This is a genomic window from Streptosporangium longisporum, from assembly GCF_039534895.1.
Classification (GTDB): Bacteria; Actinomycetota; Actinomycetes; order Streptosporangiales; family Streptosporangiaceae; genus Streptosporangium; species Streptosporangium longisporum.
Map to the genome: position 1 here is coordinate 507,736 of NZ_BAAAWD010000007.1, position 18,697 is coordinate 526,432.

General features: G+C 74.0%; 11 protein-coding genes and 1 pseudogene. 11 read left to right on the forward strand and 1 reads right to left on the reverse strand.

Annotated features, from left to right (window positions below; all coding sequences use genetic code 11):
• Positions 1-10 precede the first annotated feature (10 nt).
• Positions 11-994, reverse strand: coding sequence for an SCO6745 family protein (locus ABD832_RS15215; protein ID WP_344894720.1), 984 nt, complete (start codon positions 992-994; stop codon positions 11-13).
• Positions 995-1,284: 290 nt separating this feature from the next.
• Here ABD832_RS15215 and ABD832_RS15220 point away from each other — a divergent pair, with 290 nt between their 5' ends.
• The 11 genes and pseudogenes from ABD832_RS15220 to ABD832_RS15265 all read left to right on the forward strand — a co-directional run bounded on the left by ABD832_RS15220 (position 1,285) and on the right by ABD832_RS15265 (position 18,681).
• Positions 1,285-2,352 (forward strand): hypothetical protein, encoded by a 1,068-nt coding sequence (locus tag ABD832_RS15220; RefSeq protein ID WP_344894722.1) that lies wholly within the window; start codon positions 1,285-1,287, stop codon positions 2,350-2,352.
• Positions 2,353-2,596: 244 nt separating this feature from the next.
• On the forward strand, positions 2,597-3,682 hold the full coding sequence (locus ABD832_RS15225) for a hypothetical protein (protein WP_344894725.1): 1,086 nt from the start codon (positions 2,597-2,599) through the stop codon (positions 3,680-3,682).
• Between the two features lie 196 nt (positions 3,683-3,878).
• Positions 3,879-4,835, forward strand: a complete 957-nt coding sequence (locus ABD832_RS15230) for a TIGR03885 family FMN-dependent LLM class oxidoreductase (RefSeq protein WP_344894728.1) — start codon at positions 3,879-3,881, stop codon at positions 4,833-4,835.
• A gap of 506 nt (positions 4,836-5,341) precedes the next feature.
• A pseudogene (locus tag ABD832_RS42140) lies at positions 5,342-5,485 on the forward strand (hypothetical protein); the annotation flags it as partial.
• A gap of 55 nt (positions 5,486-5,540) precedes the next feature.
• A complete protein-coding gene (locus tag ABD832_RS15235) occupies positions 5,541-5,750 on the forward strand; it encodes an ATP-binding protein (protein ID WP_344894731.1) in 210 nt (69 codons plus the stop codon).
• Positions 5,751-5,920: 170 nt separating this feature from the next.
• Positions 5,921-7,195 carry an MFS transporter gene (locus tag ABD832_RS15240; protein ID WP_344894733.1) on the forward strand — a complete coding sequence of 425 codons (1,275 nt, stop codon included), beginning with the start codon at positions 5,921-5,923 and terminating at the stop codon, positions 7,193-7,195.
• A gap of 1,410 nt (positions 7,196-8,605) precedes the next feature.
• Positions 8,606-9,514, forward strand: coding sequence for a DUF1702 family protein (locus ABD832_RS15245; protein WP_344894736.1), 909 nt, complete (start codon positions 8,606-8,608; stop codon positions 9,512-9,514).
• Positions 9,515-9,534: 20 nt separating this feature from the next.
• Positions 9,535-11,409, forward strand: coding sequence for an FG-GAP repeat domain-containing protein (locus ABD832_RS15250; RefSeq protein ID WP_344894739.1), 1,875 nt, complete (start codon positions 9,535-9,537; stop codon positions 11,407-11,409).
• Positions 11,406-12,344 (forward strand): enediyne biosynthesis protein UnbU, encoded by a 939-nt coding sequence (locus ABD832_RS15255; RefSeq protein WP_344894742.1) that lies wholly within the window; start codon positions 11,406-11,408, stop codon positions 12,342-12,344. The genes ABD832_RS15250 and ABD832_RS15255 overlap by 4 nt, the downstream gene beginning before the upstream one ends.
• Positions 12,345-12,409: 65 nt before the next feature.
• Positions 12,410-18,271, forward strand: a complete 5,862-nt coding sequence (locus tag ABD832_RS15260; protein WP_344894745.1) for a type I polyketide synthase — start codon at positions 12,410-12,412, stop codon at positions 18,269-18,271.
• On the forward strand, positions 18,271-18,681 hold the full coding sequence (locus ABD832_RS15265; protein ID WP_344894748.1) for an acyl-CoA thioesterase: 411 nt from the start codon (positions 18,271-18,273) through the stop codon (positions 18,679-18,681). Before ABD832_RS15260 ends, ABD832_RS15265 begins: the two co-directional genes overlap by 1 nt.
• Positions 18,682-18,697 lie beyond the last annotated feature (16 nt).

Here is an 18,697-nt window from a genome sequence, read left to right on the forward strand (position 1 = left end):
CCCGCCCTCTTCAGCCGACCTGTGACGGGACGGCCGGGAGCCCCCGATCCCGGCCGTCCCCCGTGCCGTCGCCGGGGACGTTCCCGTCCGGCCCGGCGCCGTTCGCCTCCGGGGCGTCGCCGAACGACGGCCACGGCAGGCCGACCGGGCTCGCCGGGGGCAGGACCCCCGACTCCACCACGGCCCGGGTGAACGGGGTGAGCAGCCGGGCCAGCTCGGCGGTCCGCTCCGGGCCGAGGGCCCGCCAGGGCACGGCCGCCGCCTCGTCGGTCAGGGTCTCGATCCGCTCGCGCTCCCGTACGGCCTCGGGCGTCAGGGCACCGGAGGCGTCCACCCACCCGCGCTCGCGCAGGGTGGCGGCGCCCGCCTCCCACTCCTCGTCCGTGAAACGCCGCGCGATCTTCAGCGTGGCCGGCTCCGTCTCGCCCGCCGCCACCTTGAGCAGGTGGGACTCGACCGGGGAGACGCCGTGGGCCACCAGTGCGGCCACGTGCCCGTCACCGCGGTGCTCGCGCAGCGTGGACGCCGCCTGCCAGAGCACCAGGTGCGGCTCGTCGGGCGCGGGCAGTGCCTGGTTCGCCCCGGCGAGCACCCGGCCCGCGGTGTCGGCGAGGCCCGCGGCCTCCCAGGCGAGCTCCGCGGCGGCCCGCAGGCCGTCCGATCCGATCGCCGCGTCGCCGAGCAGGGCCCGCAGCGCGTTGCCCGCGCCGTCGAGCCGGGCGCGCAGCACGTCCCCCGGGGTCGCGAACGTCCAGGCGTCCGGCAGGGCGCGGGCGACGTGGGCGGCCGGGAAGCCGTGGAAGGCGGCCGTGACGACCTGCGGCCCGACCGGTCCGAGCGGCGCCGCCCTGGTGGCGAAGTACCCCATCCAGAAACCGCGCATGCCGACCGCGTCGGCCGCGGCCCGCGCCTCGGCGGTGAAGTACGTGACGGCGTGCAGGGGTTCCAGCAGCGCCCACATGCCACGTGGAACGTTCGGATCGGGTAGCGGCACGGTTCTCACATCCCGTCTCGTGGATCCAGGGGAATCCGGCTGTGCATGCTCATACGGTACTCGGCGAGATGCTCGCACGATCTCCCGTGTGAGCGCTCCCATCTGGTCGGAACGCTGACCTGATCAGCGGGTACGCGCCGTCCCCGCGGCGCGAGGTTGGGCCTTCTCAAGGGGTGGCCGCCGGGTTATCAAGAGCTCAGAACGTCCGCTGCCTCCCGGCAGCCCACCCGCCGACGCCGACCGCGTCCAGCCCTCCACGGATGGAGAACGGCATGCCCCGGTTACGAAAAGTGACCTTCACGATCCTCTGCGTACTCGCGATGCTCATGACGGGACTCACCGCCATGGCCACCGGTGCGCGGGCGGCCGTCCCCGACCGGTGGGGATTCGCCCTGGTGAACATCACCTCCGGCATCCCCGACCCGTCCCACCAGGCCGGCAACTGGCCGGCCGGGTTCAACGTCAGCGTCAGCCCCGGAGGCGTCGGGCAGACGTACGTGAGGTTCCCGCAGATCGCGTCCCCCGGCGGGGTGGTGCACGTCACGGCGGTGTCGGACAACGCCCACTGGTGCCAGGCGCAGAAGTGGGCCCCCACGGGCCCCGACATGCTGGTGGCGGTGCAGTGCTACCGCTACGGGGGAGCCCCGGTCTTCACCCCGTTCAGCATCGTCTTCGAGACGAGCAGCGGCACGCTGCCCGCGCCGCAGGCGTTCGGCTACGTGCACTACAACGGCGCCGGCATCACGAGCCAGTTCAACTCGGCCGCGGGCGTCAACACCGTCGCCGGCGGTGCGGGCGTCTGGACCGTCCAGCTCCCGGGTCTGGGCTCGTCCGGCTTCGCGGGCAACCTCCAGGTCACCGCGGTCAACCCCGCCCAGCCCGCCCGGTGCAAGGTGGGCGCCTGGGCGCCGTCCGTCAACGCGCAGGCGGTCCAGGTACGTTGCCACAACGCCACGAACGTGCCGCTGAACACCGGATGGACCCTCAGCTACCAGCGTGAGCGCGCGATCACCGGCGGAGCGCTCCCGCCGGGCAGGTTCGGCTACACCTTCGACAACGTCCCGGCCAACCCCGGCCCGTACGCCCCGGTGCCCCCCGCGGTCAACTACAACTCCGGGGGGGCCACCAACACCGTCCAGAGCGCGGGCCTCGGCCTGCGCCTGGTGACCTTCCCGATCGTCGGCGCCCTGCAGGACCACGTCCAGGTCACCGCGTACGGACCCGGGCCCGAGTACTGCAACCTGCAGACCGTGTGGACCACCTCCGGAGGCTCGGCCTTCGTCCGCAACGTCGCCTGCTACAACGCCACGACCCGCGTCGACCGGGCGTCCATGGTCAGCTACACCTCCCGCTTCTGAGACCGGGCCCCCGACACGGCGGGGGTGCCGTGGCGAGCCGGTCCCCTCCGGCCGGCGCGGCACCCCCGCTCGGGAGGACCGGGCACTGACCCGGCGGGCGGGGGAGAGTCAGGGACGCGTGTGAGGTTGGGCCTTCTCAAGGGGTGATCGCCGGGTTATCAAGAGCTCAGGCGGGTGGTGACCTCCGGCGTCCCGCCCGCCGGCGCGACGACCGCGTCCACCTCCCTCGTGGATGGAGAACGGCATGCCCCGATCACGGAAAGCGATCTTCGGAATCCTCTGTCTCCTCGCGCTGTTCTCCACGGGCCTGCCCGCCGCGTCCGCGAGCGCGCAGGCGTCCGTTCCCGACCGGTGGGGATTCGCGCTGGTCACCGCGACCTCGGGCACCCCTCCGGCGGCCTACCAGGCCGGTAGCTGGCCGGCCGGGTTCACCGTCGGCGTCACCCCCGGCGGAGTCGGGCAGACGCACGTGAGGTTCCCGAAGATCGGGATCGACGGAGGTGTGGTGCACGTCACGTCGGTCGCGCCGACCGCCTCCTGGTGCCAGGCGCAGAGGTGGGTCCCCTCCGGGGGCAACATGGTGGTGACGGTGCAGTGCTACCGCTACGGCGGCACACCGGCCTTCACCCCGTACAGCATCGTCTTCGCGCAGAGCAGCGGCACGCTGCCCGCGCCGCAGGCGTTCGGCTACGTGCACCACACCGGCTCCTTCGTCGCGAACCAGTTCAACTCGGCCGGGGGCACGAATGTCGTCTCCGGTGGCGGGGTGGGCGTCTGGACCGTCAGGCTGCCCGGTCTGGGCTCGGCCGGGCTCGCGGGCAACCTCCAGGTCACCGCGGTCGACGCCACGCGGCCGGCCCGGTGCAAGGTGGGCGCGTGGACGCCGTCCGCCGACGCGCAGCTGGTCCAGGTGCGCTGCCACAACGCCACGGACGTGCCGCTGAACACCGGGTGGACCCTCACCTACCAGCGTGAGCGCGCCATCACCGGCGGCGCGCTCCCGCCGCACAAGTTCGGCTACACCTTCGACAACCTCCCCTACAACTCCGGGCCGTACGTTCCGGTGCCCGCGGCGGTGAACCACAACGGCCAGGGGAGCGTGAACGGCATCCAGAGCGCGGGCGTCGGCATGCGCCTGGTGACCTTCGGGGCGCTGGGCTCCCCGCCGGACCACATCCAGGTCACCGCGTACGGGCCAGGGCCCGAGTACTGCAACCTGCAGGGTGTGTGGGTCTCCGCCGGCTCGACGCAGGTCCGCAACGTCGCCTGTTACAGCGCCACGACCCGCATGAACCGGCCGTCCTTCGTCAGCCATGCCTCGCTCTACTGAGACCGGGCCGGGTGCCGGGGTGCGGCGCCGGCCCCTCCCGGGCCGGGCCCTTTCCCGGCCCGGAGCCCCTTTCCCGACCGGGCCCCTTCCGGGCCGGAGCCCCTTTCCCGGGCGGTGCCGTACGGCAGGTCAGCGCTGTGACCTGTTCAACGGCACGTCCCCGAATGGACCCCGTCCGGGCGGGTAGCCGGAGACAATGACGACTTTCGGTTTCCACTCCTCACACGAGCAGGTCCACCCGGCGGAGCTGCTGAAGGCGGTCACGCGGGCCGAGCAGGCGGGTTTCGACGCGGCGATGTCGTCGGACCACTTCTCCCCGTGGAGCAAGCGCCAGGGGCAGTCGGGATTCGCCTGGTCCTGGCTGGGAGCGGCGCTCCAGGCCACGAACCTGCCGTTCGGGGTGGTCAACGCCCCCGGACAGCGCTACCACCCCGCGATCATCGCCCAGGCGATCGGCACCCTCGGGGCCATGTACCCCGGCCGCTTCTGGGCCGCGCTGGGCTCCGGCGAGGCGAGCAACGAGCACATCACCGGTGATCACTGGCCGCGCAAGGAGCTGCGCATGCAGCGGCTGCGCGAGTGCGTGGACGTCATCCGCGCGATGCTGGAGGGGGAGGAGGTCAGCCACGAGGGCCTGGTGACCGTGGACCGGGCCCGCCTGTGGACCCGCCCCGAGGTCACCCCGAACCTGGTCGGCGCGGCGGTGAGCCCGGAGACGGCCCGCTGGTGCGCCGAGTGGGCCGACGGCCTGATCACGGTGAACGCGCCCGTCGAGCGGCTGCGCGAGGTCGTCGACGCCTACCGGGACGCCGGGGGCAGGGGCAAGGCGGCCCTGCAGGTCCACGTGAGCTGGGCCGAGAGCGACGACGAGGCCCTGGCCATCGCCCACGACCAGTGGCGGAGCAACGTCTTCTCCCCGCCGGTGCCGTGGGACCTGGAGACCGCCGAGCTCTTCGACGTGGTCTCCGAGAACGTCTCGCCCGCCCAGGTCGCCGAGTCCGTCAACGTCTCCTCCGACCTGGGCTGGCACGCCGCCCGGATCAAGGAGTACATCGACCTGGGGTTCGAGGAGATCTACCTGCACCACGTGGGCCAGGAGCAGAGCGCCTACATCGACGCCTTCGGCGCGAAGGTCCTGCCCCAGCTCCGCTGAGAGCGGACCCGGGGCGACACGGGGGGTGACGCGGGGGTGGCGCGGGGGGTGGCGCGGACGAGAACGCCCCGCGCCCGAGGAGGCTCAGGGCGCCGCAGGGCCGGGGCGTCGCGTCCGGGGGACGCCGCATCCGGGGAACGCCCGCATCCGGGGGACGCCGCATCCGGGGACCCCGCGTCCGGGGACCCCGCGTCCGGGGGCGTCGTGGACAGGCCCGTTCCACCTGGGAACGGGCCCGGTTGCGGGGGCGACCGTGACCCGGGACACGACGGCGTGGTGGAGTGATTTTTCGTCACTTTTGCGATATATGGAGGAAACAATTAGAGGGGATCAATTCCCAACTGGTAGGTGGATGTTCTACATTTGGTGTGGGAGCGCTCCCATCTGAAGGAGGCGCAGTGTCTCTCCACCACGACTCATCCGCGGCGTCCCTCGAAGCCGCCCCCGAGTACACGGCCGAGTGCCTGCTGCCCGCCACCCCCCTGAGCGTGCGCGACGCCCGCTCCATGGTCCGCCGGGAGCTTCGCCTGTGGGGCGCGGACGAGCTTCTCGACGACTGCCTGCTGGTCGTCAGCGAGCTGGTCACCAACGCCGTCGAGCACGGCGGGGCCGCGTGCGCGCTGCGGATCCGCGGCAACGAGGACCTCGTCCAGGGCGAGCTCTTCGACCCCGGGGAGGGGACCCCCCCGGGTGTGCGACCGCGACATGGACGCCACCGGCGGACGGGGCCTGCAGATCGTCGAGTCCCTCACCGACGACTGGGGCGTGACCACTCTCCCGTCCGGGGGGAAGATCGTCTGGTTCGTGATGGGCCTCCCCGTGCCCACCGTGCCCCTGCCGCCTCTCCCGTCCCTCCCGGCCATCGCGCCCGCCCCCTCCCGCCCGGCCATCGCGTCCGTCCTGCAGTTCAGGTGACGGCGGCGCCCGCGTAGGTCGCGTACGAGTCGCGTACGACCGGCCCCGAGGCGCAGGGAATCCGGGAGGGCCCAGGCAGTGGCCCCGGAACCCGGAGCCGGTGGGAGACGCCCGCGGCCCCGCCCGTAGTGTGCGGGAGGCCGCCTCCCACCGAAAGACGCGTATCCCTCATGACCTCGTACGACCGGACCCGCCGTGCCTGCTACACCGGGTACGTCACGCAGGCGATCGTCAACAATCTGGCCCCCCTGCTGTTCATCGTGTTCCAGACCCGCTACCAGCTCCCCCTGGAGATGCTCGGCCGGCTGGTGCTGCTCAACTTCGCCACCCAGCTCGTCACCGACGTCGTGGCCGTGAGGTTCGTGGACCGGACCGGCTACCGCGTCCCGCTGGTGCTGGCCCACGTGCTCTCGGTGGCCGGGCTGGTGCTGCTGGCGCTGGCCCCTGCGCTGGCACCCTCCCCCTACGCCGGGCTGTGCGTGGCGATTGTCGTCTACGCCGTCGGCGGCGGCCTGCTGGAGGTCCTGGTCAGCCCCGTGGTGGACGCCCTGCCCAGCCCGCAGGAGGGCAAGGCCGCGGCGATGAGCCTGCTGCACTCCTTCTACTGCTGGGGACAGGTCGCGGTGGTGGCGGGCAGCACGCTGCTGCTGGCCTGGATCGGCCAGGACGCCTGGCAGGTGCTGCCCCTCGCCTGGGCGCTGGTCCCGCTGGTCAACATGGTGGCCTTTTTGAGGGTTCCGCTGCCCGCCACCGTGCCCGACGAGCACCGCACCTCGCTGCGCGCGCTCTTCTCCGCCCCCGCCTTCGCCGCCGCGATGGTGCTGATGCTCTGCGCCGGGGCGGCCGAGCTGACCATGTCGCAGTGGTCCTCGCTCTTCGCCGAGCAGGGGCTGGGCGTCTCCAAGGTCTGGGGCGACCTGGCCGGCCCGTGCCTGTTCGCCGTCCTGATGGGCGTCGGCCGGATCGTCTACGGGTTGTGGGGGGAGCGGATCCCGCTGGTGCCGGCCATGGCCTCCTGCGGCGCGCTGGCGACGGTCTGTTACCTCGTCGCCTGCCTGGCCTCCGACCCGCTGGTGAGCCTGATCGGCTGCGCGGTCTGCGGCCTGGCGGTCAGCCTGCTCTGGCCGGGGACCTTCAGCCTCGCCGCCGCCCGTTTTCCCCTGGGAGGCGCGGCCATGTTCGGGGTGCTGGCCGTCTTCGGTGACGCCGGGGGCGCGGTCGGCCCCTGGATCGCCGGAGCGGCCGCGGACGCCACCGCCTCCGCCGAGGGTCTTCTGGGGGGCCTGGCGGCCCTGCTCCCGGACGACGGCGGTTCGGGACTGCGCGCGGGGCTCCTCGTCGCGATCGTCTTCCCGGTGGCCGTCGTCGCCGTCACCCTCGCGTACGGTGCCTCGGCCGGGCGCGCGGCGGTGGCCTCCCGGGCGGGGGAGCACCTCGGCGGGTGATTCCGGGCGCGATGTCATCACCATCCTGCTCGGAAGGCATCCTTTTTCCTATTGCATCCGAAAGTATGGGGTCGACCGCAATCGTGCGGTCACCTCGGCGTACGCGCGGCCGGATGATCGGGGGCGCCGTCCTCATCAACCGCTTTAGTGACAGTGGGTAAACACCCCTGTCGAGCTGCGGGATCGCCGGGTCCGTGACCCCGGCGGGCGGCGTCCGGGGAGGCGCCGGGACCCGGCCGTCTCCCCGTGCGCGTCCGGTGCCGGGACGAGGGGCGGGAGCGCGCGTCCGGTGACGACGACGCGGAGCCGGGTTCCCGGTCCTCGCCGCGCTCTCCCCGGCCGGACCTGCCCGGACCTGCCTGGACCGGCGCGGACCTGCCCGGCCGGTGCCCGGAACCGGATCGGCGTCCGCTCAGGAGACTCCCGGGGACGACGGATCCGGACCGGGGCCGGGGCCGCGCCGTCACCGGGACGGGACCCGGCCCGCGAGGCCCGGACGCCCGCGCGTGCCGTCACGGCGGCCCGCGTCGCCGGACGGCACCGGACGCCACCGGGGCCGTGCCGTGCCCGGACGGGACACGTGTGACCCCCGGCGAAGGCGGTACCGGAATCACCGGAGAAACGCATATGTCGTTCCCGGAATTTCATCGGTCATATTCCCGGAGAAAGCCCGTACCCGGAAGACGGAAATGGCCGCGGAGGGCGTCGTTCTCCGGGCGCCGGGCCCCACGGTTCGCCGAAGATTTGAAATTGCCATTCTTTGCTATATCAAAAATAAGCAGTAAATGGTTCGTCGATAATGTTGTGCATCTCTGCCGTTGCCACCGCGAGTTTTCGGCGGTATACCGCACCGGCCGCCCGGCGACCCGGACGGGAATTCCTCCGCCCGGGAGCCTTCCGCGCGCCGCCCGCCCGTCGCCCGTGGCGTCACGGGGTCGCGGCCCGGTGCCGCACGGCCCCCGGGACGCGGCCGGTCCCCGGGCCGTCGTGAGGGAGGCGGCGTGGGCCCGCCGGGGATCCCGCGCCGTCCGTGCCGGCCGCTTCCTGCCTGGTGACGGCCGTCCGGGAGACGCGGGGCCGGCTCGTGCCCCCGTCCGCGGGCTCGCGTGCGGACCGCGAGGGGAGGGCCCGCGGAGTGTCCGCCGGGACGGCCCGCGGGGCGGTGGGCGACGGCCGCGGGCCCCCGCGGGTCGCTATGGATTTCACATCGATGTGGCCGGTCGCCACACCCGTCTGGACAGAACGTAAATTTCCTGTTAACTGCAGTTTTATCGAGCGTCAGGGCCTTATAGCGGCCTTTCGCCGGAAGTCAAGGTCTTGTAGATCGCTATTGATGCTGATAGTCAGTCTGGAGAGATAAGAAGCTGAACCGGCTCTCCGATAATCGGTTCTCCGAGAAGGGCTGTGCAGATGCGCGCACTCCTGCCGTACGGGATGGCGGACTTCGAGCGACGTGGTTTCCGGACCGATCGCCCGGAGGCGCGGGCGGTCCTGGAGGGGCGGGCCAGAAGTTTTCTCGACGGCTTCAACCTCGCCCTCTCCCGATGGGGGGACGTCCACGCGGCGCTCGCCACGGTGCCCGAGGAGAACCGGGGCTTCGCCTACGAGGGTGCGGGCATGTACGCGGCCTACCGGGACGTGACCGCACGCGGGCGGGACACGGCGCTGCGCCGGCTGCTCGACGGTCCCGGACAGGGCTACGTCCACCTGATCCACGTCGGCGCGGGATGGGGGCTGAGCCCGGCGCGGCTCCCCGCGCCGTTCCGGCTGCCCGGCACGCCGCTGCTGCGATGGCTGGCCCTGGACGGCGCCGGCTTCGGCGAGGTGTTCTTCGGGGGGACGCGCGCGCTGGAGCGCCGCGCCCGCCGCGCGCCCACCCCGCGAGGGGCCGCCCGCCTGGCCGGTTGCGGCCGCGCGCTCTGGTTCGCCGAGTCCGCCGACGTCACCGGGGTGACGCGGGTCATCGGCCGCCAGCCGGTCGCCGCCCGCGCCGAGCTGTGGAGCGGGATCGGCCTGGCGTCCGCCTACGCGGGCGCCACCACTGAGACCGGCCTGGAGGCCCTGGTGACCGCGGCCGGCCCGGCCGCGCCCGCCTACGCCCAGGGCGTCGTCTTCGGGGCCACCGCCCGGTTCCGCTCCGGTGTCGTCCCCGACCACACCGTCCTGGCCTGCCGCGTGGTGCTCGGCACCGACCCCGGGACCGCCTCCTCCTGGGCGGACGACACCGCCGCAGACCTCGAACACTCGCCGGACATCGCCGCCTACCAGGAATGGCGGACCCGGCTACGCGGCATCACGGCCGCCCGGCACGCCGCCTGATGCCCCGATCGGAGAACGGAATGGTCCAGACCGTCCTGCGCAAGAGCCTCCCCGCCGTGGTCGCGGTGCTGCTCTGCGGCACCCTGGGTTTTCTCACCATACGGCCGGGCATCGCCGCCGGAGAGGCCGAACGGCTCGCCGGGCGCTACGCGTTCCAGAGCGTGGCGCTCAACTCCGCCCCGGCAGGAGCCCGCACCGAACGCGTCGTCGCGCCGGGCCTGCAGAGGATCCGGGGCTGGATCTCGGCCGTCGGCGCGGCCGTCGCCCTGACCGACCTGCGCGGGCTCGGCCACGCCGGTGACGTCTGCCTGGTCGACCCCCGCGACGACAAGGTCACGCTCCGGCCGGCACCCCAGTCCGGCGGCACCTCCTACGCGCCGGTCGAGCTGCGCCCCTCGGGCGCCGTGCGCTACGACGCGACGATGGCACCGATGGGGTGCGTCCCCGCCGACCTCGACGAGGACGGCGACACCGACATCCTCGTCTACTACTGGGGCCGCTCGCCGGTGGCGTTCCTCAACACCGCACCCGGCGTCCCGTCCGCCGCGGGGTTCACCGCGACCGAGCTCGTCCAGCCCATGCAGGTGTGGAACAGCACGGCCCTCAACGTCGCCGACGTCGACGGCGACGGCCACCTCGACGTCCTGGTCGGCAACTACTTCCCGGACGGGGCCAAGGTGCTCGACCCGGCCGCCGCCGGCGACAGCCGCATGCAGATGCAGCACTCGATGAGCATGGCCCGCAACGCCGGCGTCAACCGGATCCTGCTCGGACGCCCCTCCGGCGCCCGCGACACCCTCCCGGCGTTCACCGACGCCAGCGACGCCTTCGGCGACGACGTCGCCCGCTCGTGGACCCTCGCCTTCGGCCTGCAGGACCTCACCGGCGACCTGCTGCCCGAGATCTACGTGGCCAACGACTTCGGCCCCGACTTCCTGCTCGCCAACGAGTCCACCCCCGGCGCGGTCAGGCTGCGGGCGGTGCCCGGCACCCGGACGCTGACCATGCCCAAGTCCAAGGTGCTCGGCCACGACTCGTTCAAGGGGATGGGGGTCACGTTCACCTACCCGGACGGGACCGGCCTGCCGATGATGATGGTCAGCAACATCACCGACGAGTTCGCGCTGCAGGAGAGCAACTTCGCCTTCGTGCCGACCGGCCCGCCCGGTGAGCTCGCCTTCCGCGACGACAGCGAGGACCTGGGCCTGGCCCGCAGCGGCTGGGCCTGGGACGTCAAGTCCGGCGACTTCGACAACGACGGCGTCGACGAGATGCTGCAGGCCACCGGATTCCTCAAGGGCGAGCGCGACCGCTGGCCCCAGCTGCAGGAACTCGCGATGGGCAACGACGACCTGCTCGACCTGGCCGGGGCGTGGCCGAACTTCGGGCCCGGCGACGACCTGTCCGGCCACCAGCACAACCCCTTCTGGGTCCGTACCGCGCAGGGCCGCTACGCCGACCTGGCCCCCGCGATCGGCATCGACCAGCCCGACGTCACCCGGGGCCTCGCGCTGGGCGACGTGAACGGCGACGGGCGGCTGGACGCCGTGGTCGCCAACCAGTGGGAGAACTCCAGGGTGCTGCTGAACCGCTCCGCCGGACCACCCGGCATCGACCTGGAACTCGCCCTTCCGGCCGCGGGCGGCGGGACCAGGCCGGCCGTGGGCGCGCAGGTCGAGCTGACCGGCGCCGTACGGCAGAAGACCCAGCTGTACCCGGCCAACGGGCACGCCGGCGCCTCGGCGTCGCGGGTCCACCTGGCGGCACCCGGCGGCACCGTCACCGGGACGGTCACCTGGCGCGACGGCGCGGGCCGGCACCAGGCCCCGATCTCGCTGACGGCCGGTCGGCACACCCTCCTGCTCAGCCCAGACGGAACGGCGGTAACGCGATGACCACCACGCTTCCCCAGCCGGGGGTCGAGACCCCGCCCCCGCCCCCGGCCGTGCCCGAGCAGGCCGCCCCCAAGGTCGACGTCCGCCTCAAGGCGCTGCGGCGGTTCGCCCTGTCGATCACCGTCCTCACCGTCGTGGGACACGCCGTGCTCGGCTTCGAGCAGGCGCCGATCACGCCGATCGTGGCCGTGCTGACCGCGTACGTCACCGAACTGCTGATGGAGACCGTCACCGCGTGGTCGCGCGGGCGCCGCCCCGGCTACGCGGGCGGCTGGAGGGCGCTGGTCACCTTCCTGCTGCCCGCGCACATCGTCGGCCTGGCCTGCGCCATGCTCCTGTACGGCAACGAATCGGTCTGGCCCTACGCCTTCGCCGTGGCGGTCGGCATCAGCCTCAAGCACCTGATCAAGGTCAGGGTGAACGGCTCGCTGCGGCACTTCCTCAACCCGTCGAACACCGGCATCGTGATCACCCTGCTGCTGTTCCCCTGGGTGGGGATCGCCCCGCCGTACCAGTTCACCGCGAGCGTGAGCGGCGCGGTGGACTGGCTCGTCCCGCTCGGCATCCTGATGCTCGGCACCATGCTGAACGCCAAGCTCACCGGGAAGATGCCGCTCATCGCCGGATGGGTGGGCGGCTTCATCGCCCAGGCGTTCCTGCGCTGGCTGATCCTCGGCCACTCCCTGCCCGGCGCGCTGCTCCCGCTGACCGGCGCGGTCTTCGTGCTCTACACCAACTACATGATCACCGACCCGGGGACGACCCCGGTCAAGCCGCGCAACCAGATGGTCTTCGGCGCGACCATCGCCGCGGTCTACGGCGTGCTCGTCAGCGTCGACGTCGCGTTCGGCCTGTTCTTCGCCCTGGTGATCACCTGCATGCTGCGCGGAGCGGTCCTCGTGCTCGCGCGCCGCCGTACCCCGGCGGTGGCGTGATGACCCCGGCGTCATCACCGGGTACGCGCGACACACAGGGCACAGGAACGGGCACGGGAACGGGCATGGGAACGGGCACGGGCACGGGCGGGCCCGGCGCGCGGGCCCCGCGGATCGCCGTCGTCGGGATGGCCTGCCGCTACCCCGACGCGGTCAGCCCGGGTGAGCTGTGGCAGAACGTCCTGGGCGGGCGGCGGGCCTTCCGCCGCTTCCCCGAGACGCGCCTGCGGGTGGCCGACTACGGCGGCGAGGGACCCGACTCGACCTACGCCGGTCAGGCCGGCCTGCTGCGCGACTGGGAGTTCGACCGCAGCCGCTTCCACATCTCCGGAGGGCTCTACCGGGCGGCCGACCACACCCACTGGCTCGCGCTGGAGACCGCGGCCGACGCCCTCGCCGACGCGGGCTTCCCCGGCGGCGACGGCCTGGACCGCGACTCGGTGGGCGTCGTCCTGGGCAACTCGCTGACCGGCGAGTTCAGCCGCGCCGCCTCGCTCCGGCTGCGCTGGCCCTTCCTGCGCAGGGCGGCGGTGGCCGCGCTGGCCGGCAGCGGCCTGGAGGGGGACGCCGTGGCCGGTGTCCTCGGACGGCTGGAGGACCTGGTCAAGGAGCCGTTCCCCGAACCCGGGGACGAGACGCTCGCCGGGGCGCTGAGCAACACCATCGCCGGGCGGATCTGCAACCACTTCGACTTCCACGGCACCGGCTACACCGTGGACGGCGCGTGCTCCTCCAGCCTGCTCGCGGTGATGACCGCCTGCCGGGCGCTGGCCGACGGCGACCTCTCCCTGGCCCTGGCCGGGGGCGTGGACCTCAGCCTGGACCCCTTCGAGCTGGTGGGCTTCGCCCGGGTGGGCGCGCTGGCCCGCGGCGAGATGCGCGTCTACGACGCCGACCCGACCGGCTTCCTGCCCGGCGAGGGCTGCGGCGTCGTCGCGCTCATGCGCGCCGAGGAGGCCGAGCGGCGGGGCCTGCGCGTCTACGCGTACGTGACCGGCTGGGGCAGCTCCTCCGACGGCGCGGGCGGGCTCACCCGTCCCACCGCGCCGGGACAGGCCCTGGCCATGCGCCGCGCCTACCGCCTCGCCGGGCTGGACCCGGCCGAGGTCGGCTTCGTCGAGGGCCACGGCACCGGGACCGCCGTCGGGGACCGCGTCGAGATCGAGGCCCTGACCGACGTCAGGGGAACCGGCGCCGCGGCCGCGGCCCTGGGCAGCGTCAAGGCCAACATCGGGCACACCAAGGCCGCGGCGGGCGTCGCCGGGCTGATCAAGGCCGCCCTGGCGGTGCACCACCGGGTGCTGCCGCCCTCGACCGGAACCCGCGAGCCGCACCCCCTGCTCGGGCGGGCCGGGGTGCCGCTGCGGCTGCTCGCCGAGCCCGAGCCGTGGGACCGGCCGGTGCCCAGGGCCGCGGTCTCCTCCCTCGGCTTCGGCGGGATCAACGCGCACGTGGTCCTGGAAGGACCCCGGCGCACCCCGGCCAGGTCGCTGTCGGCGTCCACCCGCCGCTGGTCCGCGCCGGTCCCCGAGCACCACGTCGTCGCCGTCGGCGCCACCGGCCCCGGCGCGCTGGCCGCGCGGCTGCGGCAGGTGGCGGACCTGGCCCCCGTGCTCAGCCTCGCGGAGCTGTACGACCTGGCCTGCACCTCGCAGGCGGACTTCGGCGGCGGCGCCGCCCGCGCCACCCTGGTGGCCGCGACCCCCGACGAGCTGGGCCTGGCCGCGGAGGCCGCGCTGGCCGGGATCGGCGCGTGGGACGGCGGGCTCCTCGTCGACGCGAAACGCGGCTACGCGCTCGCGTCCGGGCCGCCCGCCCGGGTGGGCCTGATGTTCCCCGGGCAGGCCGCGCCGGTCCGCGCCACGCTCCCGGCCTGGGCCGCGGGCCTCGGCGTCCCCGGCTCACCGGTCACGCTCCGGGACGGCGACGCCGACACCGCGGTCGCGCAACCGGCGATCATGCGCCAGTCGCTCGCCGCCCTGGCCTGGCTCGACGCGATCGGCTGCGAGCCGGTGGCGGCGATCGGGCACAGCCTCGGCGAGATCGCCGCGCTCGGCTGGGCCGAGGTCCTCACCCCCGGCGACGCCCTGCGCCTGGCCGCGGCCCGCGGCCAGATCATGGCCCGGTACGGCACGGCAGGCACCACGATGGCGAGCCTCGCGGCCCCGCCGGAGACGGTCGCCGACCTGCTCGCCGGGACCGAGGCGGTCGTCGCCGCGTTCAACGGCCCCGCCCAGACCGTCGTCGCCGGGCCGGTCGCGGACGTGCACGCCGTGGTGGAACGTGCCCGCGCCACCGGGATCGACGGTGTCGTCCTCGCGGTCTCGCACGGTTTCCACAGCCCCGCGATGCGCCCGGCCGAGGCGCCGCTGCGCGAACTGCTGGACACGATCACCACGGACGTGCCGCGCCGCAGGGTCATCTCCACCGTCACCGGCCGTCCGTACGGCGGCGCCTCCCCCACTCCCGACGGTGCCTTGTACGAGGCCTCGGAGATCGTCTCCGACGACGCGGTGGAGTCGCTGGTCGGCCAGCTCACCCGGCCGGTCAGGTTCGCCGAGGCGCTCGCACGCCTCGCGGACGAGTGCGACCTGCTGGTGGAGGCGGGGCCGGGGAGCATCCTGTCCGGCCTGGCCGCCCACCTGCCCGCGGTCGCGCTGAGCATGGACTGCGGCGGGGATCCCCGGCGCCAGGCCGTGGTCACCGCCGCCCTGGCGGTGTCGGGCAACGCCGACCTGACGGCGTGGGCCGCCGGGCGCGCCTACCGCCGCCTCCCGCTGGACAGCTCGCCGACCTTCCTGGCCAACCCGTGCGAGGCCGTCGCCGCGGACGTGCCGGTCACCGACGTCCCGGCCTCCCGGCAGGCGGCCGGACCCGTCCCGGCGGACCGCTCCGATCGGGTGAACGGGGCCGGCCGGACGGGCGGGCCGAACGGGTCGAACGGCGTGAACGGCGTGAACGGGTCCGGTGGGACCGGCGCGACGCCCGCGACCGTACCGGGTACCGAGCTGAGCCCCCTGGAGTGCCTGCGCGCGGAACTCGCGGCCGGGCTCGAACTGCCGCTGGAGACCGTCCGGCCGTCCAGCTCGTTCCTGGGCGACCTGCACCTGAACTCGCTCCAGGTCGTGCGCATCGTCAGCCGGACCGCGCAGGCCCTGGGGCGGCAGCTCCCCGCCGTCCCGCTCTCCCTCGCCGAGGCGTCGGTGGCCGAGGCCGCCGAGGTGCTCGCCGGCCTGCCGTCGGCGACCGAGGAGGGCGCGGAGGAGATCGAGGGCGTCGGCGGCTGGGTACGCGCCTTCCGGCACGAATGGGTCCCCGCGGGACCGTCGCCGGCCGCGGACGCCGGGACACCGGTGTTCTCGCTGGCCACCGGTGCCGGCCCCGAGGACGTGGCCGCCCTGCTCACCGAGATCACCGCTCGTTCCCCCGAACGGCTCGTCCTGCGCCACGACGGCCATCCCGCGGCCGAGGCCGTCGGCCGCAGCCTCGCGGTCGAACTCCCGCGCACGTCCGTGACGGTGCTGCGCGCCCCCGGCGACGACGGCCCCGCGGGCGCCGTCGAGCACGGGTACGCCGAGCTCAGACGGCTGCCGGACGGCTCGGTGGAGCGCCGCCGCACCGTCCCGTACACGCTGCCGGCACAGGACGGGGCGGCGCCCATCGGCGACGGCGACGTCTGCCTGGTCACCGGCGGCGTCACCGGCATCACCGCGCACAGCGCCGCGGCCCTGGCCGAGCGGACCGGATGCGTGCTCGTCCTGCTCGGCCGTACCCCCGCCGAGGACCCGGCGGTCGCCACCGCCCTGGCCGACCTGCGCTCCCGCACCCGCGCCGTCTACCTGCGCTGCGACGTCACCGACCCCGCGCAGGTCCGCGTCGCGCTCGCCGCCGCCGCCGGGCACGGCCCGGTACGCGGCCTGATCCACGGCGCCGGTGTCAACGTCCCGAGGCGGCTGGCCGCCGTGACCGGGGAGACGCTCCGCGCGCACCTGCGTCCCAAGGTGGACGGGCTGCGTGTGCTCCTCGACGAGGCGGGCGAGGACCTGAGCATGGCCGTGGCCTTCGGCTCGATCATCGGCAGGCGCGGTCTGGCCGGGCAGTCGGAGTACTGCCTGGCCAACGACTGGATGCGGCACCTGGTCGAGGACTGGGCGGCCGATCACCCCTCCTGCCGTACCCACCTGCTGGAGTGGTCGGTCTGGTCGGGGGTGGGGATGGGCGTCCGGCTGGACACGATCGACGCCCTCCGGCGCCAGGGCATCACCGCCATCACCCCCCGGGAGGGCGCCGACCTGCTGCTCGGTGTGCTCGGCGACGCGCGGGCCCCCGTCACGCTCCTGCTGACCGCCCGCTTCCCGGCCGGTCCCACCCTCGTCGTCGAGGGGCCGTCCGCCCCGCTGCTGCGGTTCACCGAGCGTGAGCTCGCCCGGACCTCCTGGGTGGAGGCCGTCTACGAGGCCGACCTGGGTGCCCGCACCGACCCCTACCTCGACGACCACCGCATCTCCGGCACCCGGGTGCTGCCCGCCGTCGTCGGCCTGGAGGCGATGGCGCAGGTCGCCACCGCCGTGGGCCACGACGGCGCGGCGCCCGAGCCGTCCTCCGGGGGAGCGCCCGGCGAGACCGCGGGGCCGTACGGCGGGTCCGCGGGGGGATGGTCCTTCGCGGACGTCCGCCTGCGCGCGCCCGTCATCGTCGAGGGTGACGCCCCGCACCCGGTGCGGGTGGCCGCGCTCACCGGGCCGGACGGCACCTCCGTCGTGCTGCGCGACTCGGCCGACGGCTTCACCACCGACCGGTTCACCGCCCGGCTGGTGCCCGCCGCGCCCGTCCCCCGGGACGACGGCCTCGGACGCCTCCCCGCGGATCCCGCACCGGCCGGGTTCGTGCCGAACGGTTCCGGGCCGAACGGTTCCGGGCCGGGGCCCGTCGCGCACGGCTTCTACGACAACGGCCTGTTCTTCCACGACGGCCGGTTCCGGCGGGTCGCCTCGTACGGGCTGCTGACCGCGTTCCGGGTGGAGGCGGTGATCGAGGGAGCGCCCGGGGACGGGACGGGGAGCTGGTTCTCCTCCTTCCACTCGCCCGAGCTGCTGCTCGGCGACCCGGGGCTGCACGACGCCACCATCCACGCGCTGCTGGCCTGCGTCCCGCACCGGGAGGCGCTTCCCGTCGGGATCGACAGGTTCACGGTCTGGCGACCCCCGGTGGGCCGCTGCCTGGTCCGCGCCCGGGAACGCGAGCACCACGCCGGCGAGTACGTCTACGACGTCGACCTCGTCTCCGCGACCCCGGGCGACCGGGACGTCCTGGCCCGCTGGGAGGGACTGCGGCTGCGCGCCACCGGCCCCCGGACGTGGCCAGGAGCGCTGCCGATGTCGCTGGCCGGGCCGTGGATGTCGCGGCTGCTCGACGAGAACGGCCTGGCCCGGCACGTCGAGCTGGCCGCCGTCCCCGGGCGCAGGGAGGACGACGCCGCCGCCGGTCTCGCCGCCCTGCTCACCGGTGACGCCGTACGGCACGACGCGCGCGGCGCGCTGCGGACCGGGCAGGGGGGAGTGAGCGCCTCCTACACCGCGGGCCACGTCCTCGTCGGGGTGGCCGACCACCCGATCGGGATCGACTGGCAGGACGTCTCCGGCATCGGCGACACCGAGTGGCCGGCTCTCGTCGGCGAGCGCGGCACCGCCGTCACCGAGGCCCTGGTGGCCAAGACCGGCGAGGACCCGGGCCTGTGCGCCGCGCGGGTCTGGACCGCGAGGGAGGCGCTGGCCAAGGCCGGGGCCTCCGTCGACGAACCGCTCCGCGTCCACGAGGTGGGCCACCACGGCCTGGTCGCGCTCACCGCGGGCGGCTGGTGCGTGGCCACCGCCTCCGTACCGGGAACCGCGGTCATGGTGGCCACCGCGCTCCCCGAGGAGGCCTGATGCGCGCCTACCGTCACGTCCACACCGTCACGTTCGACGAGACCAACCTGGTGGGCAACGTCTACTTCGCCCACTACCTGCACTGGCAGGGGCACTGCCGGGAGCACTTCCTGGCCGAGCACGCCCCCGGGGTGCTGAAGTCCCTGGCCGACGGCACGCTCGCGCTGGTGACCCTCGGCTGCGACATGACCTACTACGAGGAGTGCTTCGCGCTCGACGAGGTCGAGGTGCTCATGACGCTCTCCGCGGTCAGCGGCAACCGGATCTCGATGGACTTCGACTTCCGCCGGGACGGCGTCCAGGTCGCGCGCGGCTCCCAGGCGATCGCCTGCATGCGCAGGACCCCCACCGGCGTCGCCCCCGTCCCCATGCCCGCCGAACTGGCCACGGCCCTGCACGCCTTCGCCTGATCCGACGGAACGCCCC